Origin of the sequence: Pseudomonas sp. 3MA1 (assembly GCF_029237275.1) — a bacterium.
Taxonomy (GTDB): domain Bacteria; phylum Pseudomonadota; class Gammaproteobacteria; order Pseudomonadales; family Pseudomonadaceae; genus Aquipseudomonas; species Aquipseudomonas fluorescens_AP.
Map to the genome: position 1 here is coordinate 530,363 of NZ_JAACFX010000001.1, position 25,259 is coordinate 555,621.

The window sequence follows — 25,259 nt, forward strand, 5'->3', positions numbered from 1 at the left end:
GCGGGTTGGCGTTCATCCTCGCCAACATGATGTTCTGGCAGCCGGTGGTGGCGATGGCCGACGGCATCGTGGTCAACGGCAGCGGCACCAGTCTCGGCCAGGCCGGCAATGGCGTGCCCATCGTCAACATCGCCGCTCCCAATGGCGGTGGCTTGTCCCATAACAAGTTCAGCGACTACAACGTCGGCCAGCAGGGCGTGATCCTCAATAACGCCACCAACCGCACCCAGGAAACCCAACTCGGCGGGATCATCCTCGGCAACCCCAACCTGGGTGGTCGCGCGGCCAATGTGATCCTTAACGAGGTCAACGGCGGCAGTCCCAGCCAGCTCAAGGGTTACACCGAAGTGGCCGGGCAATCGGCCCATGTCATCGTCGCCAACCCCTATGGCGTGACCTGCAACGGCTGCGGCTTCATCAACACCCCCAAGGCCACCCTGACCACCGGCAAACCAGTGATCGAGAACGGTCAGATCCAGCGTTACCAGGTGGATCAAGGCAGCGTCGCCATAGAAGGCGCGGGGCTCAACGCGAGCAATATCGACCGGTTCGAAATCATCACCCGCAGCGCCAAGATCAACGCCGAAATCCAGGCCAAGCACCTGGCGGTGATCGCCGGGGCCAACGATGTCGACGCCAAGACCTTGAACGCCACGGCACGCACCGCCAACCCGGCGGATGCGCCGCAACTGGCGATCGATTCTTCGGCTCTGGGCGGCATGTATGCCGGAGCGATCAAGCTGGTGGGTACTGAGGCTGGGGTCGGGGTGAAGCTCGACGGCAAGCTGATCGCCAGCGGCGGTGATATCCAACTGGATGCCAATGGGCAGTTGCGCATGGCGGAGGTGAGCGCCGAAAAGGGCGCCGTGGCGATCAAGGCGCAGAGCCTGGAGGCCCAGGGCGCGGTCTACGCCGGGACTGATCTGAGGATCGACACCCAAGGCACGCTGACCAACCAGAAAACCCTCGCCGCCAGCGACAGCATCAACCTCAGCAGCGTTGGGCAACTGAATAACCGGGGCATCATCGAGGCAGGGGTCAATGCCGACAACAGCCGCAATCAGCGCGGCGACGTAACGCTGACTGCGCAACACCTGAACAACAACGGCAAGAGCGTGGTGGCCAGTCGAGATTTGACGGTCACGGCCAAGCAGACCCTGAACAACCAGGGCGGCACTTTGAGTGCAGGGCGCAGCGCTAACCTCCGCGCCGAGACTTTGGATAACCAGAACCAGGGGCGGGTGCTGAGTAGCGGTAGTGCTGATCTTGCGGTCAGTCAGGTGTTCAACAGCGGGGGGCTGATCAGCGCTGACGGCAACCTCAGCGCCACGCTGGACAATCTGAATAACCACGATGGCGAAGTCTCCAGCGCCGGCAGCACCACCCTGACCGCAACCTACCTGGACAACCGCGCGGGTCAGGTCACGGGTGACGTGGCGTTGAACATCGGGTTGATCGGCGCTCTGAACAACCAGAACGGCGTTCTGGGTTCCGCCAAGCGCGTGAGCATCAGCGCCGCCAGCCTGGATAACAGCCATGCAGGCAGTCTTGCCAGTGATGGCAGCCTGACCACGCGGATTGTGAGCCTGTTCGATAACCAGAGTGCGGGTGACCTAAGCGCCAAGGGTGTGGTGGACCTGCAGGCTGGCAGTCTCGACAACCGTGGCGGCAGCCTGACCGGCAAGGATCGTCTGACCCTGGACATTGCTTCGTTGGACAACCGCGGGGGCAAGGTACGCGCCGACAAGGACCTGCAACTCAATGTTCATCAGCTCGATAATCGCGCGAAAGGTGTGATCACCAGCCAGGCAGGGATTGGCCTGACCGGTACTCGCCTGGACAACCGCGGCGGTTTGCTTAGCGCCGTCGGCCCGGTGACGTTGAAGGCTCAGAGCGTCCAAAACGCGCAGGGGCGAATCGCTAGCCAAGGCGACATACATGCGACCATCGACACCCTCGAACAACAGGGTGGCACCCTGGTGGCGCAGGGTGCGCTGACACTGATCGGCAGTGTTCTGGACAACCGTGACAACGGCCTGGTCGCGGCGAAGCAAGCGCTGAAGCTCGACGTTCGGGACATCAACAATCGCGCCGGAAAACTCTCCAGCGCAATCACCGCTGAGGTTGACAGCCAGCAGCTCGACAACAGCGACGGTGGCCGAGTACTGGCCGGTAGCGATCTGGAACTGAAGGTTGTCCGTCTTATCAATCAGAGCAAGGGGCTGATCCAGGGCCAGGGCACCACGACGCTGGTCAACCAGAGTCTCGATAACACCGATGGCCAGATCGACAGCCGTAACGGCTTGGAGATCACAATGGCCGGAGGGTTCGACAACACCCGCGGGTTGGTCCGCAGTGACCGTACGTTGACCCTGGGCGCCAGTAAACTGACAAACACCGCCGGCCGTATTGGTAGCGTGGAAGATCTGTCGATCAACAGCCGTGGCGCACTGCTTAATCAGGGCGGCTCCATCCAGTCCGAAAAGGGCCTAACTGTCGCCAGCGGTCATCTCGATAACAGCGAAAAGGGCGTGCTGTCCGGCAAGCAGGCTACGCAAGTCAACGCGACGACCTTCAACAACAGCCAGGGTGGACGCCTTAGCAGTGAAAGTAGCCTTGATCTGATCGCGACCCAGGTCAATAACGCCGGTGGCAGCATCAGTAGTACGCAGGACCTCACGGCCAGCGTGACGGGGCTTGATCAGCAACACGGAGAGCTGTTCAGCGAAGCCGCCCTGAGCCTGGACCTGCACAACGGACAGCTCAATAACCAGAAGGGGTACATCCATGCACCAGGACTCTTGCAACTCAAGAACCTGAAGGGCGTCGATAACCGAGAGGGGGAGATTTCCAGCACTCAGGCGTTCAGCCTGGTCGCGCAAAGCCTCGACAACAACGGTGCCAAACTGATCAGTGAGCAAGGCCAACTGACACTGCGCATTGCGCAGGCCTTGAACAACGTCAAGGGGCTGGTCAGCGCCACTTCCATCGATAGCCGCAGTGGTCGTCTGGACAACCGTGATGGATTGTTCAGCACGACCGGTGACCTGGATCTGCAGGTCGATACTGTTTTCGATAACCAGCGCGGCACCGTTGTTGCCGATGGTGAGTTGCTGCTCGCAGCAGTCAGCCTGGACAACCGCGCTGCTGATATCTCTGGCAAAAAGGACGTGACCGCCCGGACCACCACACTCAACAACCAGAGTGGCAAGTTGGTCGCCATTGGTGCGCTGGACTTGACGGGGGCGCATCTCGATAACCGTCAGGGCGGCCTGGTAGGCGCTACAAAAGCGCTGAAACTCAAGGTCGATACGCTCGACAACCGGGGCGGTGAGCTTTCTACCCAAGCCGGCTTGAGCCTGACAGGCCAGCGCCTGGATAACAGCGACCAGGGCCTGGTCGAGGCCCATGACACGCTGATGCTCAAGGTCGATGAGCTGATCAACCAGACGGCCGGCTCAATCAATGCGTTGGCTGACCTGACGATCATCGGTGGGCGTCTCGATAACCGCAGTGGGAATATCAAGAGTCAGCAAGGCCTGGCCCTCACACTCAAGGACGACCTGCAAAACAAGCAAGGCCTGATCAATAGCCAAAGCACGCTTGATGTGGCCGCAGGAGCTCTGGACAACAGCTACGGCCGTCTCATGAGCGATGCTGCGCTGGACCTCGGCGTTCGTGGTGCCCTGAACAATGTGGGCGGCAAGCTGGCGACCGAGGGGGGCTTGGAGTTGCGCAGCGCGAGCCTGGACAACAGCCAGAAAGGCGTGATCAGCGGCAAGGGCGCGGTACTGGTAAGGACTGGTGACTTCGATAACAGCCAGGCCGGCAGCCTCGACAGTGGCGACACCCTGGACCTGACGGCGGCAAAGCTGACCAACGCGGCCGGGCGCATCGGAAGTAATAAGGAACTGACCGCGAATGTTCGCAGCCTTGAACAGCAGGGTGGCAGTTTGTTCAGCAAAACCGGCCTGAGCCTGGATCTGAACCATGGTCGGCTGAACAACCAGAACGGTTTCATTAATGCGCCGGGTGCGCTGCTGCTGAAAAACCTCAGTGACCTCGATAACCGCAACGGGGAAATCTCCAGTGATGCGACCTACGAGCTCAACGCCAAGAGTCTGAACAATGATGGCGGACAGTTGCTCGGCAATCAGGCGCTGACCTTGCGGGTCGAACAGGCGCTCAGCTCCATCAAGGGTAAGATCGGTGCCGCGGCGTTGGAAGTAGAGGCCGCCAGCCTGGATAACACGGCCGGCGCATTGACCAGCCGTTCGGGGCTGAAGCTGAAAGTTCAGGAACAACTGATCAACCAGAACCAGGGCCTGATCAATGCCATCGGCGGCTTGAGTATCGACAGCGGTGACTTGAACAACCGTCACGGCTCCGTTCTGGCGGGTGACTGGCTGAATCTGTCGGCCAAGGCGCTGGACAATACGGACAGTGGGCTGATCAACAGTAAAGGCGCACTGGAGCTGACTGCGCATCAGTTGGACTCAAGCGATGCAGGCGAGGTGTCGGCTAATGGCGACATAAACCTCAAGGTTACGGGGCTGAAGCAGCGTGGCGGTCGCCTGTTGGGCGACGGCGCGGTGACCCTGGACTTGTCCCATGGTGATCTCGACAACAGCCTCGGAAAACTGAATGCCAAAGGCTTGCTGAGCATCAACCGGCTGCAGGACCTGAGGAACCAGCAGGGCGTACTGTCCAGTCGTCAAGGGTTTACGCTGGCCGGCCGTACGCTGGATAACACCCAAGGCAAGTTGATCAGCGAAGCAGCGCTGGGTGTCGTGTCCGGCCAGTTGCTGAATGAAAATGGCCTGGTGTCGGGGATCAAGGGCCTGACCGTCGAGGCGGTAAGTCTGGATAACCGCAACCACGGGACGTTCTCCAGCAAGGCGGGCGACCTGGCCATTGACGTCAGCGGCGCGCTGCTTAACAGCGGGGCCGGCGCTCTGGCCAGCAATGGCACGCTCAAGCTGAACGCTGCGAGTCTGGATAACAGCAACGAAGGGAGCGTCTCCAGTGTCGGCGGACAGACGCTCACGGTCGCCGGTCTGCTGAATAACGCTGGCGGTGGTTTGATCGACAGCGGCGCCACGCTTGAACTCAAGGCAAAAACCTTGAATAACCAGGCCGGCAACGTCAGCGCGTTGCAATCGGCCGAATTGCATGCCGCCAGCGTGGACAACAGCGCCGGCAGTCTGGCAACAAAAGGCGTCCTGACCCTGGACGTGGCGGGTAATCTGGGCAATGCCCTGGGTACCATCAGCAGTGACGGAGCCTTGTTACTCAAGCACGCGACTCACGTCGATAACCGTGGCGGAAAACTGATCGGCCAGAGTCTGTTGACCTTGGATGCCGACAGTCTCGACAACCGTGACCACGGTACCGTGGCGGCCAATCAGCAAGCCACTTTGAGCGTCGCCGGAGCTGTCCAGAATACCCAAGGTGGCTTGATATACAGCCGTGATGCGGACCTCGAGCTGAAGGCGGCCAGCCTCGACAACACCAGGGGCGCCGTGCAAAGCCAGAATGGCCTGACACTGAACATACGCGGCGATTTCAACAACCAGGGTGGCAAAGTCATAGGTCGGGATGGTGCGCTCAGTATTACCGCGGCCAACGTCGACAACCGTGGAGGGGTGCTGTCGAGTCTCAAGGGCGCTCTTGAAACGCACATCAGTGGGGTGCTGCTCAACGGTTATGACCTGAATGACGAACGCCAGCGTGGTGTGATCGAAGCCCAGCGCTTGAGCCTGCGAGCCTTGGCGGGGCTGAGCAACAATGGCGGTCGCATTGCCGCGCGTCAGGGCGATGTCATTGTCGACACCGCCGGCTTCGACAACCGCAATGGCGGGCTTTACGCCAGCGGTCAAGTGGGTGTCACTGCAGCTACGTTTGACAACGGTGGCGACAAAGGCGGGCAGGTTGCGGGTCAAGGGATCGATCTCGGCCTGAGTGGCGCCTTGAATAACCGTTTGGGGGTGATCGAGAGTGATACCTCTGTGCTTATTCGCGCGGGCAGTCTCGACAACGGTCAGGGGCAGGTACGGAGCTCTGGGAGGAGCGGTAAGAGCCTGTTCCAGATCGGTGGTTTACTAGACAACCGTAACGGTCGCATCGAGGTAGCCAGCACCGAACTGGGCCTCAACGCGACGAGCTTCCAGAACGCGGGCGGCACCCTGCTGCACTCCGGCAAAGGGCAGTTCGATATCTCGATGACGAACGTCAGCGGTGCGGGCGGCACGCTGGTCACGCAAGGGGGGTTGACCCTCAATGCTGACTCGTGGAGCAACACCAGCGTCATCCAGGCCGGACGTCTGCAGGTCAATGTCAACCATTTCTACCAGAGTGCCAGCGGACAGTTACTGGCCTCCAACAGCTTCGAAGGCGGTGGCGGTAATTGGAGTAACGATGGCCTGATCGCCAGTGACGGCAGCCTGAACCTGCACCTGTCGGGCGCCTACGGTGGCAATGGGCGACTGAGCAGCCTGGGTGACATGAGCTTCGGCGCCGCCCAGGTCGACCTGCCGGGCACCGCGACGATCGCCGGTGGTGGCAACACCCGGATCAATGTCGGTGGGGGGCTCACCAATCGCGGACGCCTGAGTTCAGCCGAAGGGCTGACGGTCAATGCCGCGGCTATCAATAACTATGGTTCGCTTGGCAGTGCCGGGGCGCTGACCCTCAATACCGCTACGCTGCTCAATTCCGGTGTCAGCGATGCCGAGCACAGCTCAATCTTCAGCGGCGGTGACATGCAGTTGCTGGGCAACGCCTTCAGCAATCGCTATGCCGATGTTTACAGCATGGGCAGCCTGCTGGTCGCCGCCAACGCCGGGCAAGAGCAGTCGAGCCTGCTGGAAAACCGCTCTGGCACGATCGAAAGCCTGGGCAACATGACCATTCGCGCCATGACGGTGAAGAACGTCATGGACATCCTCACCTACTCGGAGCACGAGAAGTACTACGCCAAAATTATCGAGTTGTCGTGCGCCCCCTTTGGCGTCTGCCATGTCAAGAAAAAGGGCAATCGGCGCAATGCGGTCTGGCAACTCACCGAGCGTGATCGTCTGCAGGTGACCGCCAGTACGGCGGCCTCCAGTATCTCCAGCGGCGGCCAGTTGGATATCGGTGCCCAGGTGTTGAGCAACGAAAGCAGTTTTATCGCGTCCTCCGGCAACCTGGCAATCAATGCCGTTAGCATCAAGAACCAGGGGGTGGTGCCTCAGGATATTGAAACGACCACCATCAAATATAACCACGTGGATGAATACCAAGGTGCGGTCGCCGCGGTGGCGGCCTTCAATGCGAGAAACGCCAGTAAACCTTCCAGCACCTTTGAGTCTGACCTCGCGGCCTTCAATGCCCAGATGACCGGCACCCGAAAGCTTCCGGGTGGGGGTACCAAAACGCTTGCAAACAGCGATGGCAAGACCTTTGACGCCATCATCCAGTCTGGAGCCAGCGTCCAGCTCAACGCCTCGGAGAAGATCGACAACGGCGTGGTGCGTGGTTATTACGCCTATGTCGGCGGTGGCAAAAAGACCGGCAACACCTCGGCGGGGAGTCAGTATTCGACGCCGATCTATATCAACTCGCAATTACCACCGGACCTAGCCAAGCAGCAGGTCAACCCCTTGGCCCTGCCGGGCTTTACGTTGCCGGTAGGGCAGCACGGTCTGTTCCGTCTGAGCAGTGAAGGGGCCGGCGACACCGTATCGACCCAGCGCAACCCAGCGCCGATGGACTGGAGCATGGGCAGCATCAGCCTGAGATTCGCCGAGCGCGAGCAGAGTCTTGCACAGAGTCAGGCGCGGACTCTTCAGGTCGATTCCGTCGCTCCTGTGGCGGCAACTGAGCGCAAGCTGGAGCAGGTTGGCGTTGTGCTGCCTGGTGTCAATACCAGTCTGCCGACGATTAGCGTCACGACCCCAACGGACAGTGCAGCGGCTACTCAGGGACCGGTCTACCGCCGTACCCCTGCGCAACAGATGCAAGACAGCATTGTGCGGGTCCAGGGTGTCCCGACACTCGATACGCCCTCTCGAACACACAAATACCTGGTTGAAACCAATCCGGTGCTCACCAACCTGAAACAGTTCATGAGCTCGGACTACCTGCTGTCGAATCTGGGTTACAACCCCGACGACAGCTGGAAACGCCTGGGCGACGGCTTCTATGAACAACGACTGATCCAGCAGGCGGTGGTCGCTCGCACCGGTCAACGTTTCATCGATGGCCAGGACACCGACGAGAAACTGTTCAAGTACCTCATGGATAATGCGCTGCAGAGCAAGCAGCAGCTCAACCTGGCGATCGGCACCTCGCTGACCTCCGAACAAGTCGCCGCCCTGACCCACGACATCGTCTGGTTGGAAAGCCATGAGGTGAATGGCGAGAGCGTTTTGGTGCCGGTGCTGTACATGGCCCACGCCAATAACCGCCTGGCTCCCAACGGCGCACTGATTGCCGGACAGGACCTCAGCCTGATCGCCGGCCAGGACCTGCTCAACGCCGGCACCCTGCGCGCAACCAACAACCTCTCGGCCAAGGCGGGCAATGACTTGGTCAACAGCGGGCTGATCGAAGCCGGCAATCGTCTGGACCTGCTGGCGGGCAACAATCTGGTGAACAAAGCGGGTGGCATCATCGCCGGTCGCGACGTGAGCCTGACCGCCAACGGCGACCTGGCCAACGAACGTACCGTCACCCGCCACGAGAACAGTGGCGGCGACCTGCAACAGCGGCGCGACTTCCTCGACAGCGCCGCGCGTATCGAGGCCGCCAACGACCTGACGGTCAAGGCCGGTCGCGATTTCAATAACGCCGGTGGCATGCTGCAAGCGGCGCGTGACACCACCATCAACGCTGGCCGTGATGCCAACCTCACCGCTGTCGAACAGCAGGACAACCAGAGCCGGACCAACTCCCGCCAGGCCAGCACCAGCCAGCACAGCTCGGTGGTCACCAGCGGTCGTGACCTGACGATCAACAGCGGCCGTGACCTGTCGGCCATCGCCAGCCAGATCGACGCCAAACGCAACCTCACCATGGCCGCCACCGGCGACTTGACGCTGGCTTCGGCGGCGGACGAACAGCACTCGTACTCCAGCTCGAAGAAATACAAGGGTCAGTCCGACAACGTCAGCCAGGTGGCCACGGCGGTGACCGCAGGTGGCAGCGTGGCCCTCAGTGCCGGCAAGGATCTGGAGCTGATTGCCAGTCGGGTGAGTGCGGGGGATGAGGCGTATCTTTATGCGGGCAATGATCTGAACCTGGAGACCGCTGAAAATACCGATTACTCCTATTACTCCAAGACCAAGAAAGGGTCGTGGGGTAAGAAGAGTTCGAAGATGAGCGAGAGCGAAAATGATGTCGCTGTCAGCTCGTCTATCGAGGCAGGAAAGAAAGTCGTTATTTCAGCTGCTCAGGATATCAATGCCGAAGGTGCCAAGGTCACCAGCGCGGGGGCATTGCTGGCGACCGCAGGGCGTGACATCAATCTCGAGGCTGCTGAGAACTATGCCAGTCAGGCCAATGCCTCATCCAAAAAAGGTCTGTTTTCGAGTAAGTCCAGTAGCAGCTCAAGCAGCCAAACGACGCTGACCACTACTGAGCTGGTTGCGCAGAGCATCGATCTGCGAGCGGATAACGATATCTCTCTCAAGGCCACGGCTCTGCGGGCAGACGGTGCGGTAAAACTGAATGCTGGCAACGATGTGGAAATTGGTACGGCCGAAGTACATCAGACATCCAGCCAGTCTAAGCAGTCCGGCAAGGTTGGCATGACGATCACTGGTTGGGTTTCCGCAACTAAGAAAGCCCAGCAAGCCCAGCAAAGTGCTTCGCAAAGCATCGGTAGCGATATCAGTGCCGACAGTCTGCAAATCACCAGCGGCCGCGATACCAGTGTGCGTGGAAGCACATTGGTTACGGATCGGGATTTGCAGGTCGATGCCGGGCGCAATCTGGAGGTGGTCAGTGCTGAAAACACCAGCAGTGCGAACTCCAAGTCCAGCAGTAAAAAAGTCGGTGAGGTGGGCTCCTGGTGGCAGGGAGCGACCGGAGTAGTCAAACAGAAGGGCACCGATCAAAGCGACACCACCCGCCAGTCGGGCAGTCAGATCGCCTCGCTAGCGGGCAATGTTTCCCTGAAAGCGGGAGAGCATTACAACCAGATAGCCAGCCAGCTCGTTGCGCCTAAAGGCGATATCGATATCAAAGCTAAGCAGGTGGATATCCAGGCCGGTTTCGACACCCTCAAAGCCAACAACACGGCGAGTACCAGTCGAACGGCCATTGGCGGTACGGTCAGTGTTCCATTGTTGAATGCGCTGCAGGGTATTCAGCAAATGGGTAAGGCCGCTCAGGAAACCAGCGATGGTCGGATGCTGGCATTGGCCGCAGTCAACGTGGCGATGAATGCCAACCAGGCGGTGGAAGCCGGTCAGGCGTTGATGGTAGATCCTCGTGCAGGCGTGAAGATCAGCATCAATTTGAGCAACAGCCGCAGCCACAAAGAGGGTAGCCAGAGTGGCCGCAACGTGGTGGGCAGCAGCGTTGTTGCAGGGGGCGACGTCAATATTGTTGCCAAGGGCGCCGGTGCAGCGAGCAACTTGAATGTTGTGGGGAGTCGTATCGAAGCCGGTGGTGATGCCAATCTCAAAGCAGATGGCCAAGTCAATCTGCTGGCGGCACAGAATACTGCTCATCAACAAAGCAGCAATGGCAACAGCGGCTGGAGCGCGGGTGTCGGTTTTGGCTTTGGCGAGAGTAACGGCATTACCTTTGAGCTGGCCGCGAACAAAGGGCGTGGCAAGTCGGACGGTGACGATGTCACGCAATCCAATACCTATGTCAAAGCCGGGCAGACGGTGCGGCTCGACAGCGGTGGCGATACCTCTCTCAAAGGAGCGGTGGTTTCCGGCCAGCAAGTCAAAGCCAATGTGGGTGGCGATCTCAATGTCGAGAGCTTGCAGGACACCAGTACTTATCGCTCGGAGCAACTGAGTGCCAATGTGGGCGTCAGTCTCTGCATTCCACCATTCTGCTATGGCATGAGCAGCGCCAGTGGTGGCATCGCTCAGCAGAAGATGCATAGTGACTATGCCAGTGTCAGTGAACAGTCTGGTATCAAGGCAGGCGATGGTGGCTTCCAGGTTGAGGTCAAGGGCAATACCGACCTCAAGGGAGCAATCATTGCAAGTACCGATAAGGCTGTGGCTGACGGCAAGAACAGCCTGAGTACTGGCTCGTTGACCAGTTCGGATATCAAGAACAAGGCCGAATACGACGCGAGCAGTATCAACCTGAGCGGTGGCTTTGGTGGCAAGGTAGGGCGTGACAAGGATGGCAATGCTAGCGCGACAGCCAACAAGAACGGCCCAGTCATTGCGAGCAAAGAAGGTGTCAGTGTCAGTGCTCCTATCGCGTTGTTCGCTGGCGATAGCTCAAGCAGCAAGACTCTGAGTGGCATCAGCGGAGCAACGGTCTCTATCACCGATAGTGCAAAACAACAGGCATTGACTGGCCAGACTGCCGAGCAGGCTATAGCGGCCATCAACACTGATGTGTCCAGCGACCGGGATGGCAGTAACAAGCTCAAGCCAATCTTCGATGCCAAGGAAATTAAGGTCGGCTTCGAGATTACCGGCAAGTTTATCCAGAACGCCTCCATGTACCTGGAGTCCCGTGCACGGGAGGTGGATGAGACGCGTAGGCAGGCTGATAAAGAGTATGCCGCTGCACACAATCAGGATTTGAGTGATGAAGAGCGTCAGCTCCACCGCAATAACTATTTTGCTCTGAAGGAGCGGGCTGACACCGTTGCCAAAGATTGGGGGGCAGGCGGTACTTATCGGCAAATTGCTACAGCCTTGGTCGCTGGGGCCAGTGGCAATGTCAGCGGCAGCACCTCGCAGTTCGCGCAGAACATGTTTGTCAATTATGTCCAGCAACAAGGCTCGGACTACATTGGCAAACTGGTGCTCAACGGCCTGAAAGAAGGCAGCCCGGAACATGCAGGTTTGCACGCGATCCTTGGGTGTGCGGGGGCTGCCGCAAGCAGCCAAAGCTGCTCGGCAGGCGCCCTGGGTGGTTCCGCCAGCAGCGTACTGGCGGGCCTGTTCAACGAGACTAGCCCGAACGAAACCAACGAAGAGCGCGAAGCAAAACGCAACATCATTGCCTCGGTAGTGACCGGCATCGCCGCAATGAACAACCCGAACGGCGCGGCCACGGCGACTAATGCGGCAATTGCCAATGTTGACAACAACTGGCTGGCCACTCAGCAGATGGTTCAAATGACCAAAGAGCTGGCGGCGGCCCCAAGTTTTCGTGAAAAATTTGCGGTTTATGGTAAGTGGCTAAGCGTCTCTGGTAATCAGGACCTCATTACTGGCAGCGCACTATTCAAGAGCTTCAGCGATAGCATGGCAAGTGCGGGTATCGATACCCTTAATGGTGCAGCGGGTGTTCTGAAAGACCCTCTCGCCAGCATCGATGCCATGAATGAGTTTATCTTGTCTGTTGATGGCCAAAAGCTCTTTGGTGCAGCAGCAGATACTTTCCGTTCTCAAATTACTCAAATGCGTGATGCTCTAGTCATTGGCGGAGATGAGAATGCTGAGAATCTAGGCAAGCAGCTAGGTCAAGCACTGGCCCTCTATGCACAGGTAATCGCTTCTGGCGGTACAGGTGCGGCTAAGGGAGCGTCCACGCTTTCCAAGGCGGGGGTCGAAGTATCCAGCAGCGGAATGAAAGACATCGCGACCACCGTTAAGGCAACCGGTGGCATTGAGACGAAGCTGGCCAAGTTGGAGAAGGTTGGGCCTGATCCGGATGTGCCGCAGATGCCGGTGGCTGTACCCAAACCGATTGAGCCGCCTAATTTTGTACTCGTTGATGGTGCGAAGTACGTTGAAAGCGCGACGATTCAAGCCAACACTACGGTGAAACTCTCCGAGAGAGTAACCCTTGCGAATGGCACGGTTGTTCCAAAGGGCAGCGTTGTCACGGTCAGTGATGATGCGATGAAGATCGTCTACCCTGATGGAGCGAGTGAGCTAGTTTCTTACGCGAAGGTGATGTCGAAACCTTTGGAGCCAACTATACAGACGGTTAAGACTGGTGCTCCAGAGACTGAAGATGGAATTAAGAAGTTAATTGATACATTGGCGTTCAGAAAAAGAACACTTGAATTGTCTATGGATCCTGACCGTGGGCAATCATTAATTCGCGAGGGTATTGGGGCTGCTCGTTTTGAGCAAGCTACTGGGCGTACCGTTATCAGAAGTACTGATGGTGCAACAGATTTTATTGACTCTAAACTAGGTGCTTTTGACTTGAAAGGGCCATTAAGAGCAAATGATGGGTCAGTGATTGAAATAACCCCGATTAGGCTGGAAGGGCTTGGCAAATCAATTATAAAGGAAGTGAATAATTCCACGGCTTCCAAAGCCGTTGTTGTAGATACTTTGGGGTTGACAAGGGAGCAGATTTCGATATTGAAAACTCAGGTTTCTGGCGGTATAAAAAGTAACAAGCCTATTGTTTATATTGAGTGAGGTGTGCTTTTGGCTTATTCGATTTTGGAGTTTTCTGGACGATTTGTACGGGTTCATGATTTGGACTTAAGTATTGCCTGTTTTCTTGTGATCGAAGTTGGAAGTGGTATGGCTTCAACTTTCCTTGGTGATATGTTTGAAGCTTGGGTTGATTCGATTTGTTATGATGGTCCCGGTTGTATTGATTTGCGGTTAGATTTTTATCTGACGAGTAAGGAGCGTGAAAGCTTGATTGTAAGCCTGATTGGAGAGGTTGCTCGAAATTTGCAGTTTGTGTCGGGGTTTTATCCAAAGGATAGATTGAATGCAATTCTTGCAAGGGCAAAAATAAAATTGGTTGAGGACTATAAGGTTGAGTTGATTGAAGAGGCTTTAATTGGGTTGCGAGGACTTATTGTGGGTGAGAGGTAGTTGATGGTTTACTAGATCGCTAAACTTTTTATTTAGCTGCTCAGTCATTTGAAAGTGGTTGCGGAACGATAGGGCAGAAATTTCAGGAGGTTTTAGATTGCTGAATACACAAAGACTGGGCGGCTTAACACCGCCCACTGTGATTTAGATTGACAATTTTTCTTGCTGCTGTCGCCTGCCACATCCATCAAATCACACCCATCGCGCAGCAAAATGCTGCACACCAGCGACAGTTCCTGCAGCAGCACCGCACCTTTGGGCGCTTCATCCGAAACTGCGAAGTTCTCCAGCAGTTGAGTCACGGCGCGAATGCGATACGCCGTCGCATCGTGCAGCACATCAATGGGAGCTTGGGTATCGATCAGCAGCGAGGGAATGTTGCAGTCGTGGCCGGTAATCGGCATGTATCTGTTCATGGTTAGTTCTCTGGTAATGGGAGTTATGCCGTCCCTACCGTCGCCAAACGAAAGGTGGCAGCTGTACGCAGGTTGGCGAACCGGCACCAGATAAGCCGGCAGACCCAAAAGGATCTCCCACGCACAGCCGCCATGAAGCGATTGTGCGGGAGCAAAAGTACCTGCAAGCAGAGGCTTTTGCATCAATTCTGGTGTCAGGTCGCCAAACCCGGTCGTCCGTTCAACGACCCCTCGACTATATCCAGCGCTCCCCCTGTCCTTAAAGCCCCATTCCTACTGGATCGTCTGCTTCTGCCGTAAGGCAATTCCTAATTTGCCGAGAGGATCTTTTCGAGCCGGTCCGCCGCGATTTTCCTGGCTTACAATGCCGCCGCTTATCGCCATGCCACCGGTGGTTTTCAGGTGGCGGTGCGTTGTTGAAAACCCTCTCAAGGAAGATCCGTTATGCGTTTGTTGTCTCTGCTGTTTACCCTCGCTTTGCTCGCCGGTTGTGCTTCCACGCCGGACTATTACATCTCGCCCAAACCGGTGCAGATTCCCGCCAACGCCACTTATTGGATCGACACCTTCAACCTGCAACTGGTCGGCGAGAGCGAGCGCTTTCTGCCCGAGGACAAGTTGCGTCAGCAACTGGGCATGGAGTTGATCCGGCAATTAGGCAATGCCAATCGCTATGCCGCCAGCAAGGACAGCGCCGACTACCTGCTGAATGTGGATGCGGTGTACAAGCGCCGCCTCAGTGATTCCAAGGGGGGGCTGGTGTCGATGGTCGTCGATGACAATACGATCCTCGCCAGTGTCGATTTCGGCTACAAGGTGCAGGTCAAGCGCAACGGCGCCGAGGTGTTGCACTTCGCTCAGGAGCGCAATGGCTTGCAGCCGGCCGGGGCCATGGGCCAGTTGCGCAATATGAAGACCATGTTGGGGGTGATCACCAACAGTGGTAATTCGGATGTGGAGAACTTCTATATTCGTGCTCTGCCGAAGTTCATTGTCAGCGATATCAAGGCCATTCCGTCTCGTTGAGTGTGGGGAATTGTAGGAGCAAGTTTGCTCGCGATGAGCACGGGGGCGCTGCGTTCTTTTCGTTGCGGCGCGTTATCGTTGACGTTCTTCGCGAGCAAGCTCGCTCCTACATGGGGATTAACGTGCTTTTTGGGTTATAGCTTTTTCACCGGAATACAAATCTCACACTCCAGCTCTCCCGTCTTGACGTCGTAATACGCATCCGCCGGATAGCGTTCGAACGCCGGGCGCGGGTCGAACTGCAGGCCGCTCTTGGGCAGCCAGTCGCGGCACAGTTCGATCCAGGCGTCGGCGATGGCTGGGCCCAGGCCGCGGTAGTGGGCCACGGCGTACAGGCCGCCGGGCAGGGTGGTGATCACGGCGGGAGGGCTGGCCTTGAAGTCTTCGGGCACTTCGACGCAGGCGTCGTAGCGGCATTTGTCGGCGGGGGTGAGGTCCGGGTCGTCGTGGCCGATGCCGTAGCGCACGCGGTTGAACAGTTGGTGTTCGAGCATCCATGGCGCGGCGGTTTCGCGCCAGAAAACGCCAATGCCCGGGCCGTAGGCGCCGATGTAGCGCAGGTAGGCCACGCGGCTGGCGGGCAGTTGCTGCAGGGTGACGTTCATCGTTGTTTCCTTCAGGTGAATGAAGGCGTCAGGATCGTCGAAGGCGGGAATGTGGGTCTGATCAGGATTGCGCAATTCACGCAGGCGCCGTTCACGGATGTCGTCGAGGCGGCGGTGCCAGCGTTTGGGTTCGGTGTCGCGCCAGGTGCTGGGGGAGACCGAGAAATGTTGCTTGAAGGCCCGGGAGAAGGCTTCGCCGGAGCCAAAACCGACTTCCAGCGCGATTTCCAGGATCGAGGCTGCGGGTCGGCTGGCCATCAGGTAGGCGCCGCAGGCCAGGCGTCGGCGGCGCAGGTAGGCGCCCAGGGGCTCGCCGACCCAGGCGCTGAACAGGCGGTGGAAGTGGTAGGGCGAGAAATGCGCCACCCGCGCCAGATCCTCTAGCTCCAGGGGCTGGTCCAGGTGTTGGTCGATGTGCTCCAGCACCCGGTTCATGCGCAGGGTGTATTCGTGGAGGCTGTGGTAGGCGGCGCTCATGTCTTCAGATTAGTTGGCTGGGAGAATCGTCGCAGTCTGCCGCAGATTTGTGCCAATTGTGTGTGCGATTCGCCGGCAAGCCGGCTCCTACGGTAGGTTTCTGCCGGCGAACAGGCTGTCAGTCGTCACAGCAGCAACTGCTGCCCTTGTTCCGGGGTGTTTCCTGATAACGGTCGTGGTGTCGAACCCAGTCCATGATCTGTTCTTCGTTGCGCCCCTTGGGCGTCAGATCGAGGAAGTTGTACGCCCCCAGCAACAGGTCCAGGCCGCGGGCATAGGTGGAATAAGTGTGGAAAATTTCACCGTGCGGGTTGCGATAGAACACGCTCAGGCCGGGTAGCTCCCGCTCATCGCCGCTGACCTGTTCGTAGTTGTAGCTGGCGCTTCCCTGGGTCAGTTGCTCGTCGCTGAGGCTGACGCCAAAGTCCTGGTTGAAGTCGTCGCCGGCGCTGGAGTACCAGTCGAAATGCCAGCCCATGCGTTGGCGAAAGGCTTGGAATTCGGCGTAGGGCGCGTGGGACACCGCCACCAGCGCCACATCGTGGTGGGCCAGGTGCTGATTGGCGCCATCGAAGTGGTCCGCGAGGAACGAGCAGCCCTTGCAGCCATCCTTCCAGCCGGCGCCGAACATGAAGTGGTAGACCAGCAGTTGGCTGTGCTCGCCAAACAGGTCCGCCAGGCTCAGCGGGCCATCGGGGCCTTGAAACTGATAGGGCTTGTCGATTTTTACCCAGGGCAGCGCCCGGCGTTCGGCGCTGAGCTGGTCGCGCTGGCGGGTGAAGGCCTTCTCGTGGATCAGGTGCTGTTTGCGGGCTTGTAGCCATTGTTCCCGGGAGACCACGGGATGATCGGTAGCGGGCATGACATCTCTCCTCTGGCTGTGGGCGAAGCGTCTTACACACGCTAGTCGTTTGACTCCGGGGCGGATCGACAAACCGCCCAGCGGTTTTCCGCTCAGGGCGCGCAGGCCTGGGGTGGATTTCCTGAACGGCTGAAGGGCCTGCCGGTCACAACCTGTGAAGGCATTTCCTGCTCTTGTCTGGAGGTTGAATCAGCATGACAACTTACAACTGGGACCTGATCGAACGGCTGCTGCACGAAGTGCAGAACGGCGCCGGCCACAGCTTTACTCCGCGTCCTTATGCCGAGCAGCATGCGGCGGCCAAGGCGGCGCAAGGTGAGTCCACCGGTAAGCTGGATGATCTGAAAGTCACTGCTACCGAGTACGAAAAGCTGCTTCTGGATCGGGGATTTATCGAAACCCGGCCCGAGGAAGAGGGGGGCAATGGTGAGAATTTCATCCTGACGCCCCGGGGTTCCAGCCTGCTGTGCCTGCTCGACAGCAGTATTCCGGGTCATGAGCATCCTCGTCAGGTGCTGGATGAGCAGGCCGATGCCCTGGTGCCGGAAACCTTCGACGTGCTGGCCTCCAAGGCTCAGATCGCCTAGCTCAGGGCGGATCCCGGTGGGCATTTTGCAGGCATTTCAGTTGTGCGAAATCCTGGCGCACGCTGTCGATCTTCTTCAGCAGGCGCTGACGCTGCTCAAGACTGCTGGTGGCCATCAGGTCCACCAGCAGTTGGCGGGCGGCCTGTTCGGTGTGGGCGTAGGCCTGACGGTAATCGTCTGTCCATAACTGCTCGCGGTTCACCAGCAGTTGCTCGATACGTTGTGGGAAATCACTGTTTTGCCGTTGCGCCACGGCGGCGCTGAATTGTGCCTGCCAGTGGATGCGGTTGGCGATCCACTGCTGGTTCTGCTCGCCCAGGGACGCCGACCACTGCTCGATGCGTCGTTGCTGGCCGGGGCTCAAGGGGCCGATCCAGGTTTTCAGGCGTTGGCTCATGCGCTGACTGCGCTGTTCGATCTGCTGCGCCAGAGAGGGCTTGAGGTACTGCTCGCGATGTTCCTGCTGGTCCTTGGCAAGGGCCTTGTTCATCTCGGCGACTTGTCCGTCGTCCAGGCCCTGGAGCAGCTCGACCGCGGAGGGCACGATCTGCCGCGCGGTTTCGGCGATGGCTTGCTTGGCTTCCTGGGTTCGCTGTTGCAGGGCTTGGTCACTGACCTGATTGCTCTGCACCATGGCTTGCAGGCGATCGAGCCAGTCCAGGTAGCCCGGCAGTTGGGTGGTGCAATGCCAGCTCAGGTGCTGCTGCAGACGCTGGTTGAACCAGCTCTTCTGCTCGCGGTTCATGTCCAGGTAGTCGTTGAGGGTCCAGGGAATGATCACGTCGAGGTTGCGATAGGCCAGGCCGACCCGACTGCATGCGCCCAGCAGCAGGCTGATGATCAGGAGCGGAATGAGCAAGTGCCAGCGGCGCACCATGTGCGAGTCCTTGCAGGGAGCGGATTTCTATATCTGAACCCTGAACGCGCCCCGCAGTTCAGCCGTTCAGTAGAACGCTCGCTCAGCCTTGAAGGTGAGCAGGCCATCGCACTGGGGGTTGTGCCCGGAGTAGGCACTGCAGTCGTTGCCGCTGAGGCTGGAGTCACTGTAGATCAGGTTCAGGTCGATCCCCAGCCAGGGGCGCGAGAGCTTGATCGACCAGTCGTTGAAGCCGGCCACGTAGCCAGCGTTGGCCACGGCGACGCGATTGTTCAGACGATAGGTGGTGTATTTGACGCTGACGCCGATGCCAAACGGCGGGTGGCCGCCCAAGTCGGCGAACACTGTGCTGTTGCGTTTGTCCGGGGCGTTGCTGAAGGCCGCGCCAAAGCGGCTGCCCAGCAGAGTCAGGCCGCCGTAGAACTCTTGGCTGTCCTGGGGCCGCCACTGTGGGTAGTTGTAGTGGATCATCCCCAGCTCGTAGCCCAGGGTCTGGTCGAAGGGCTGCTTGAAGCCCAGGTAGGAATCCACTTCCAGTTTGCTGGAAGGGCTCAGGCCCATGCTCGGGGACCATTGGCCGGCGTACCAGCCACTGTCGTGACTCAGGTCGAGGCCGCCATGGAACGAGCCGCTGGACGAAGGCTTGACCAGGCCCTGGGCCATGCTGCGGCTGGGGCTGGTGCCCAGTTTGAGGTCGAAGGCGCCCAGTTCTCGCTGGACTATCTGGCCCAGGGCGATGGGGCAGGCCAGTAGCAGGCTGAGGGCCAGTGTGGCGGGTGTGCGCATGCAGCACTCCTTGAACGGCGGGGAGTGACAACCTGAAAGTCGGCTGAAACGATTTATCCGGAAGGCGGCAAGGATACCGGCGAATACCAGGGGATGAGGGCCGTTCGTCGATTTTTGCTGGAGTTGGGTGCGGAGCTGGGTGCCAGTCCTAGCGCTTTGAGGGCAAAGCGCTAAGGGACCAGGATAGAGCGAGGGGAATTACTTTTTGCCGAGGCTGATCTGTTTGGAGGGGCCGAAAGTCTGGCCGCTGACGCCTTTGGCGATTTGCTGGATTTCGCCGCCGGATTTGAGGAAGGCTGCGATTTGTTCGTTGATCGATTCGCTGGTTTCAACGGCGGGAGCTGGTTTTGCTTTGCTGTTGGAGGCTTTTACTCGCATGGCGGCCATTTAACCTTTCTGGAAAATTAATTTGGCCAGGCATCTTATCAGAAATACTTGACAATTGCTTGGTAAATATCCTCTGGAATAACGCGCCGCTTTTTGTGTTTTTTTCTAAGTTGATCTCGCTGATATCTACCTAAGTGGCTGTTTTAAATAAGGACTACTGGGCGGCGAGGCGGACTTGGCGCTGCGGGTCCCGGTCAGGCCGGCGCGCCTTTGCCTGACGAATGGCCGCTTGAACGGCGTCAAGGCCAGAAAAATCAAGGCCGTTCGTGGCTTTTTCCTGTGGGTGACTCAGGAGCATCAACGCAACTGTGGAAAACAGGTAGAATGCCGCCCACGTAACGAGGGTATTGGAAATGGCTTTAGTCGGGCGCTACAACAGTTTGCAAGTGGTAAAACACACTAACTTTGGTTTGTATCTGGATGGCGGGGCGGACGGCGAGATCTTGCTGCCCAACCGTTATATTCCCAAGGATATTCCCAGTGAAGATGAAGACTGGTTGAATGTTTTTGTCTACTTGGACAGTGCCGACAAGTTAATCGCAACTACTGAAAAGCCGAAAGTTCAAGTCGGCGAGTTCGCCAGTCTTAAAGTTGTCGAAGTTAACAGCATCGGGGTATTTCTGGATTGGGGGCTGCCCAAGGATCTGTTGCTGCCATACTCCGAGGAAAAGCGCCAGATGAATGCTGGCGAATACTGCGTGGTGCATGTCTATCTGGATAAGCACACCCGTCGTATCACTGCCACGGCCCGCCTGGATCGCTACCTGGACAAGACGCCCGCCAACTACAAAGTGGGCCAGGAAGTCGACTTGCTGGTGGCCGAGTCCACTGACATGGGTTTCAAGGCAATCATCAATAACAAGCACTGGGGCCTGATTCACAAGAACGAAGTGTTCAAGTTCCTGCGCTCCGGCATGCAAGAGAAAGGCTTCATCAAGGAAGTCCGCGCCGACGGCAAGATCAGCCTGAGCCTGCAACCTGTGGGTGAAGCTGCGGCCACCAGTCTGAACTCGAAGATCCTCGCCAAGTTGCGCGAGAACAATGGCTCCCTGGCCGTCAGTGACAAGAGCGACCCGGCATTGATCAGCAGTTTGTTCGGGGTCAGCAAGGGCAACTTCAAGAAGGCCATCGGCGCCCTCTATAAACAGGGTCAGATTGTCATCCACGCGGATCGCATCGAGCTAAGCTGACACTCACTTCACGCTGCAGGCGAGTCTCATGAAAACCACTCTGGTCGCCTGGCTCGCCACCCTGCTGGCGTTCCTGCTGCTCGACGCGCTTTGGCTGGGGCTGATGATGGGTCCCACCTACCGGGCCCAGCTGGGCTCGCTGCTGCTGGAACAACCACGGCTGTTGCCGGCGGCTCTGTTCTACCTCCTCTACGTGAGTGGTTGCCTGCTGTTCGCGGTACGCCCCGCCCTGCAACAGGGTGGCTGGCGTCGGGCTGCGCGCCTGGGGGCGCTGCTCGGGCTGGTGTCCTACGGCACTTATGATCTGAGCAACTGGGCGACCTTGCAGGCCTGGCCGGCCGCCCTGGCGCTGCTGGATATGGCCTGGGGCATGCTGGTCAGTGCCCTGGCCAGTGGTTTCGGCGTCTTCTGTGCCTGCCGTTGGGCACCCGGTGCTGGACGCGGGCCGCAAGTCTGAGCGGGTTTGCCACTGGGTTTTGCACCGCTGTTCAGCCCGCTGGGGCGTAACTTTTTTATCTTGGGTAGGTGTCATGTCATTCAAACACTGTGAGGCACTGTGGTGAGCATCGAGCGGCGCAGCGCCGACGGCTTTGCCCTGCAGGTGATGTTGGGGTTGTGCCTGATCTGGGGCGTACAGCAGGTGATGATCAAGTGGGCCGCGGCGGACATTGCCCCGGTGATGCAGGCGGCCGCCCGTTCCGGAATCTCGGCGCTGCTGGTGGCCCTGCTGATGTGCTGGAAGGGCGGCTGGTCCCAGGTTTCCAGCACTTGGCGCGGCGGCTTGCTGGCCGGGGCCCTGTTTGGCCTGGAGTTCCTGTTCATTGCCGAAGGCCTGAAGCTCACCAGTGCCGCGCACATGTCGGTGTTTCTCTATACCGCGCCGATCTTCACCGCCCTGGGGGTCAATTGGCTGCTGCCCAGTGAGCGCTTGCGGCCCTTGCAATGGCTGGGGATCGTTCTCGCCTTCATTGGCATCAGCATCGCCTTTGCCGGTGGCATCTCCCTCGACAACCTGGACCGGCGCATGCTCCTGGGCGACCTGCTGGGATTGCTGGCGGGCCTGGCCTGGGGAGCGACCACGGTGGTGGTGCGGGCTTCACGGCTGTCGGAGGCGCCCGCCACCCTGACCCTGTTCTATCAGCTGATCGTCGGGTTTGTCGGCCTGCTGCTGATTGCCGTGCTCAGCGGTCAGGTGACCCACGTCAGCCTGACCCCGGTGGCGGTGGCCAGCGTGCTGTTCCAGGGGCTGGTGGTGTCGTTTTTCAGCTACCTGACCTGGTTCTGGCTGTTGCGCCGCTATCTGGCGGCAAACCTGGCGGTGTTTTCCTTCATGACGCCGATGTTCGGCGTGACCTTCGGTGTCCTGTTGCTGGGCGAGCCATTGAGTCTCAACTTTGTGCTCGGCGCCATGCTGGTGCTGCTGGGCATCACTTTTGTCAGCGCCGAGCAATGGTTGCGTCGGCGGATCAAGCGCTTGCTGTAAGCCGCTGTCTAGGACGCCAGCGGGCAGCGCTGTGGCGCGGACCGCGGTTGCCAGAGCAGGCTGGCGCTGAGCAGCAAGCCGCAGCCTGCGACCACCAGCGCCGGCTGCAGATTGCCACTGAAATGACTGCTCAGGGCCGCCAGCAATGGACCGCTCAACTGACCCATGGCGAAGCAGGCGGTCAGCAATCCGGCATTGCGCTGGGCCGACTGGGGCGCCAGTTCCCGTGAGCGCTGCATGACCAGTTGCATGCAGGCCAGGAACGGCGTGCCACACAGCAACACCCCCAGGACCAGCCCCAGGCCACTGCCCAGCAGGCAAGCAAAGACCCCCGCGGCCTGCAGCCACAGGGTCGCCATCAGCCAGTGCCGAGTGCTGTCCGGGCGTTGTCGGCGCAGGCTGACCAGGGCCACTCCCAGGGCGGCGGCCAGGCCGAAGCCGGGCCAGAACAGATCGGCTTGCCACTGGCCGTGAAAGCGCGCGCTGGCCATCTGCGAGAGAAAAGTCGCGGGGATGATGTAGCCCACGCCGTACAGGCCATAGACCAGCCCCAGGCGGCCCACGCCTTGCTCGTTTTCCTCACTCGGCGGTGGGGCTGCATGCTGGCTGCGGGAGGTCCGGGGCAGGATCGGCAGGATCGCCAGCAGCATCAACAAGGCCACGGCGCCATACAGCAGCCACAGGTTGGCCGAGCTCTGCCCCAGCAGATTGGCGCCCAGGGCCAGCAGCCCGGTGAGCATGATTCCCAGTCCCGGGCCGGCAAACACCAGGGCGCCCAGGCGTGGCCGGCCTGCCGCCAGGGCCAGTGGCTGGCTCAGGGCCGTGATCATCACCAGCACCCAGGCACTGGCCAGGCCGGTGCCGAAGCGCAGCAGCAGGTGCGCCCAGAAGCCCTGGGCCCAGAACGACGCCAGGGTCAGCAGTACGCACAGCCACAGGCCGCCCAATAGGCGCAGGCGCACCTGGGCTGGGCGCCGGGCGAACATGGCGTCCAGAGCGCCGATGAAATAGCCCAGGTAGTTGGCGGCGGCGATCAGTCCGGCGGCGGTCAGGTCGACCTGGCCTTCGCTGATCAGGTGCGGCAACTGTGGCGTCAGGGCGAAGCGGCCAATGCCCATGGCCATCATCAGGGCAATGAAACTGGCAAGCAGGCGCAGCAGGGGGGACATGGTGGTCTTCCATCGGCAAGGACAATGACCGTCAGGCTAGGGCGGATTGACTTTCCTTAAAAATGAATAATAGTGAGAAACTTGTTCAGTTTTGGAGAATGTCATGGAATTCAGCCAACTGCGTATTTTCCAGGCGGTGGCCGAGGAGGGTTCCATTACACGGGCCGCCGAGCGCTTGCATCGGGTGCCGTCGAATCTCTCGACCCGGCTCAAGCAACTGGAGGAGCAGTTGGGGGTCGAGCTGTTCCTGCGCGAGCGCCAGCGCTTGCAACTGTCGCCAGCGGGCAAGGTGCTGCTCGATTACGCCGCGCGGCTGTTCGCCCTGCACGACGAAGCCCATGCCGCGGTGCAAGGCGGCCAGCCGGCCGGGGATTTCGTCCTCGGCACCATGTACAGCACGGCGGCGATTCATCTGCCGGCGCTGCTGGCGCGCTATCACCGGACCTATCCGGCGGTGAACCTGCAAGTGCAGTCGGGGCCCAGCGGCGAGTTGCTCGAAGGCTTGCTCAGCGGACGCCTGGACGCGGCCCTGGTGGATGGCCCCCTGGAACTGGCAGGGCTGGACGGGGTGCCGTTGTGCGAGGAAACCCTGGTACTGATCAGTGAGGCCGATCACCCTCCGGTGCGCACTGCACGGGATGTGCAGGGCCGGGCGGTGTTCACCTTTCGTCAGGGCTGTTCCTATCGCATGCGCCTGGAGTCCTGGTTTGCCCACTATCACGCCGCCATGGGCCGGGCCATGGAGATCGAGTCCTATCAGGGCATGCTGGCCTGTGTGATCGCCGGTTCCGGGGTGGCCTTGATGGCCCAGTCGATGCTCGACAGCCTGCCGGGGCGCGAAAGCGTGGCGGTGCATGCTCTGGCCGAGCCGTTCGCCCACACCACCACCTGGCTGATGTGGCGCAAGGGCATGTTGGGGGCCAACCTCAATGCCTGGATCGAACTGCAGCAGGGCGCCTTTGGGCAGCAGACGCCGGTGCTGCGGGCCAGTGGCTGAATCGTCATGGCCGATTCGTCTCAATCCAGTAACAGTTCATTGCGATTGCGAGGCAGCGCGCGGGAAAAGTTAGGACTATTATCTGCTTGAGGCGGCGCAGTACCGCCGCTCGGCACGACCCTGAGGGGGCACTATGAAAGACAAACTGCAAAGCTGGCTTCACGACCTTGGCGTCGCTTTGGGCCTGATCGAGCCACCGCTGCAACCGGTGCCGATTCCTACCGACGAAGAGCTGCGGCGCCGTCAGCAACGTCGCCGTTGAGCTTGCCGCGAGTGCGGAGTGCAGACTCCGTCTCGCGCCTGGTTTCTTCCACCGCGAGACTCTGGGCCTGACCCCGGGGTGACCGCGCCAGTCCCTATAGTTTCAGTCCACTGCCTGGCTTCTGCAGCACTCAGCTGTTTTGCCCGCCCAGCG

General features: G+C 59.4%; 16 protein-coding genes. 9 read left to right on the forward strand and 7 right to left on the reverse strand.

Translation table 11 applies throughout. The features are described 5' to 3' along the window. The first annotated feature begins 5 nt into the window (after positions 1-5). Positions 6-13,571 (forward strand): hemagglutinin repeat-containing protein, encoded by a 13,566-nt coding sequence (locus tag GWQ44_RS02525; RefSeq protein ID WP_275926582.1) that lies wholly within the window; start codon positions 6-8, stop codon positions 13,569-13,571. 9 nt (positions 13,572-13,580) lie between these two features. After that, the gene (locus GWQ44_RS02530; protein WP_275926583.1) at positions 13,581-13,982 is read left to right on the forward strand and encodes a hypothetical protein; all 402 of its coding nucleotides are present in this window, start codon (positions 13,581-13,583) and stop codon (positions 13,980-13,982) included. Positions 13,983-14,074: 92 nt separating this feature from the next. Here GWQ44_RS02530 and GWQ44_RS02535 read toward each other — a convergent pair whose 3' ends face one another. Continuing rightward, positions 14,075-14,398, reverse strand: a complete 324-nt coding sequence (locus GWQ44_RS02535; RefSeq protein WP_275926584.1) for a hypothetical protein — start codon at positions 14,396-14,398, stop codon at positions 14,075-14,077. 444 nt (positions 14,399-14,842) lie between these two features. Between GWQ44_RS02535 and GWQ44_RS02540 the strand changes: the two genes are divergently transcribed. After that, positions 14,843-15,424 carry a hypothetical protein gene (locus GWQ44_RS02540; RefSeq protein ID WP_275926585.1) on the forward strand — a complete coding sequence of 194 codons (582 nt, stop codon included), beginning with the start codon at positions 14,843-14,845 and terminating at the stop codon, positions 15,422-15,424. 134 nt (positions 15,425-15,558) lie between these two features. Here the strand turns inward: GWQ44_RS02540 and GWQ44_RS02545 are convergent, their stop codons facing one another. Beyond that, positions 15,559-16,506 carry an AraC family transcriptional regulator gene (locus GWQ44_RS02545; protein WP_179597603.1) on the reverse strand — a complete coding sequence of 316 codons (948 nt, stop codon included), beginning with the start codon at positions 16,504-16,506 and terminating at the stop codon, positions 15,559-15,561. Positions 16,507-16,624: 118 nt separating this feature from the next. Then, on the reverse strand, positions 16,625-17,368 hold the full coding sequence (locus GWQ44_RS02550) for a thioredoxin family protein (protein ID WP_275926586.1): 744 nt from the start codon (positions 17,366-17,368) through the stop codon (positions 16,625-16,627). 194 nt (positions 17,369-17,562) lie between these two features. On the opposite strand from GWQ44_RS02550, the gene GWQ44_RS02555 reads away from it, so the two are divergent. Continuing rightward, the gene (locus GWQ44_RS02555; protein WP_275926587.1) at positions 17,563-17,955 is read left to right on the forward strand and encodes a transcriptional regulator; all 393 of its coding nucleotides are present in this window, start codon (positions 17,563-17,565) and stop codon (positions 17,953-17,955) included. A gap of 1 nt (position 17,956) precedes the next feature. Here the strand turns inward: GWQ44_RS02555 and GWQ44_RS02560 are convergent, their stop codons facing one another. The 3 genes from GWQ44_RS02560 to GWQ44_RS02570 all read right to left on the reverse strand — a co-directional run bounded on the left by GWQ44_RS02560 (position 17,957) and on the right by GWQ44_RS02570 (position 20,005). Beyond that, positions 17,957-18,832: a DUF6279 family lipoprotein gene (locus tag GWQ44_RS02560; RefSeq protein WP_275926588.1), complete on the reverse strand. Its 876-nt coding sequence runs from the start codon at positions 18,830-18,832 to the stop codon at positions 17,957-17,959. 66 nt (positions 18,833-18,898) lie between these two features. Further along, positions 18,899-19,618, reverse strand: coding sequence for a TorF family putative porin (locus GWQ44_RS02565; RefSeq protein WP_179597597.1), 720 nt, complete (start codon positions 19,616-19,618; stop codon positions 18,899-18,901). A 198-nt stretch (positions 19,619-19,816) separates the two neighbouring features. Next, a complete protein-coding gene (locus tag GWQ44_RS02570) occupies positions 19,817-20,005 on the reverse strand; it encodes a hypothetical protein (RefSeq protein ID WP_016962619.1) in 189 nt (62 codons plus the stop codon). Positions 20,006-20,358: 353 nt separating this feature from the next. Here GWQ44_RS02570 and GWQ44_RS02575 point away from each other — a divergent pair, with 353 nt between their 5' ends. The 3 genes from GWQ44_RS02575 to GWQ44_RS02585 all read left to right on the forward strand — a co-directional run bounded on the left by GWQ44_RS02575 (position 20,359) and on the right by GWQ44_RS02585 (position 22,678). Then, on the forward strand, positions 20,359-21,195 hold the full coding sequence (locus GWQ44_RS02575; RefSeq protein WP_103742133.1) for a S1-like domain-containing RNA-binding protein: 837 nt from the start codon (positions 20,359-20,361) through the stop codon (positions 21,193-21,195). A gap of 28 nt (positions 21,196-21,223) precedes the next feature. Then, complete coding sequence (locus tag GWQ44_RS02580; protein ID WP_016962621.1) at positions 21,224-21,652, forward strand: DUF2177 family protein; 429 nt, start codon at positions 21,224-21,226, stop codon at positions 21,650-21,652. Positions 21,653-21,754: 102 nt separating this feature from the next. Further along, complete coding sequence (locus GWQ44_RS02585) at positions 21,755-22,678, forward strand: DMT family transporter (RefSeq protein WP_016962622.1); 924 nt, start codon at positions 21,755-21,757, stop codon at positions 22,676-22,678. Positions 22,679-22,686: 8 nt separating this feature from the next. Here GWQ44_RS02585 and GWQ44_RS02590 read toward each other — a convergent pair whose 3' ends face one another. Next, a complete protein-coding gene (locus tag GWQ44_RS02590) occupies positions 22,687-23,847 on the reverse strand; it encodes an MFS transporter (RefSeq protein ID WP_275926589.1) in 1,161 nt (386 codons plus the stop codon). A gap of 103 nt (positions 23,848-23,950) precedes the next feature. Here GWQ44_RS02590 and GWQ44_RS02595 point away from each other — a divergent pair, with 103 nt between their 5' ends. Both GWQ44_RS02595 and GWQ44_RS02600 read left to right on the forward strand, forming a co-directional pair. Further along, positions 23,951-24,844, forward strand: a complete 894-nt coding sequence (locus tag GWQ44_RS02595) for a LysR family transcriptional regulator (protein ID WP_047302599.1) — start codon at positions 23,951-23,953, stop codon at positions 24,842-24,844. A gap of 133 nt (positions 24,845-24,977) precedes the next feature. Then, positions 24,978-25,106 carry a PA1414 family protein gene (locus GWQ44_RS02600; RefSeq protein WP_011059908.1) on the forward strand — a complete coding sequence of 43 codons (129 nt, stop codon included), beginning with the start codon at positions 24,978-24,980 and terminating at the stop codon, positions 25,104-25,106. The last annotated feature ends 153 nt before the right edge of the window (positions 25,107-25,259 follow it).

What these genes read in the sequence shown, in the direction of transcription:
- GWQ44_RS02580 (WP_016962621.1), top strand. Translation starts at nt 21,224, where the DNA reads ATGAAAACCACTCTGGTCGCCTGGCTCGCCACCCTGCTGGCGTTCCTG.
- GWQ44_RS02590 (WP_275926589.1), bottom strand. Translation starts at nt 23,847, where the DNA reads ATGTCCCCCCTGCTGCGCCTGCTTGCCAGTTTCATTGCCCTGATGATG.
- GWQ44_RS02540 (WP_275926585.1), top strand. Translation starts at nt 14,843, where the DNA reads ATGCGTTTGTTGTCTCTGCTGTTTACCCTCGCTTTGCTCGCCGGTTGT.
- GWQ44_RS02570 (WP_016962619.1), bottom strand. Translation starts at nt 20,005, where the DNA reads ATGGCCGCCATGCGAGTAAAAGCCTCCAACAGCAAAGCAAAACCAGCT.
- GWQ44_RS02600 (WP_011059908.1), top strand. Translation starts at nt 24,978, where the DNA reads ATGAAAGACAAACTGCAAAGCTGGCTTCACGACCTTGGCGTCGCTTTG.
- GWQ44_RS02575 (WP_103742133.1), top strand. Translation starts at nt 20,359, where the DNA reads ATGGCTTTAGTCGGGCGCTACAACAGTTTGCAAGTGGTAAAACACACT.
- GWQ44_RS02555 (WP_275926587.1), top strand. Translation starts at nt 17,563, where the DNA reads ATGACAACTTACAACTGGGACCTGATCGAACGGCTGCTGCACGAAGTG.
- GWQ44_RS02545 (WP_179597603.1), bottom strand. Translation starts at nt 16,506, where the DNA reads ATGAGCGCCGCCTACCACAGCCTCCACGAATACACCCTGCGCATGAAC.
- GWQ44_RS02550 (WP_275926586.1), bottom strand. Translation starts at nt 17,368, where the DNA reads ATGCCCGCTACCGATCATCCCGTGGTCTCCCGGGAACAATGGCTACAA.
- GWQ44_RS02535 (WP_275926584.1), bottom strand. Translation starts at nt 14,398, where the DNA reads ATGAACAGATACATGCCGATTACCGGCCACGACTGCAACATTCCCTCG.
- GWQ44_RS02595 (WP_047302599.1), top strand. Translation starts at nt 23,951, where the DNA reads ATGGAATTCAGCCAACTGCGTATTTTCCAGGCGGTGGCCGAGGAGGGT.
- GWQ44_RS02565 (WP_179597597.1), bottom strand. Translation starts at nt 19,618, where the DNA reads ATGCGCACACCCGCCACACTGGCCCTCAGCCTGCTACTGGCCTGCCCC.
- GWQ44_RS02560 (WP_275926588.1), bottom strand. Translation starts at nt 18,832, where the DNA reads ATGGTGCGCCGCTGGCACTTGCTCATTCCGCTCCTGATCATCAGCCTG.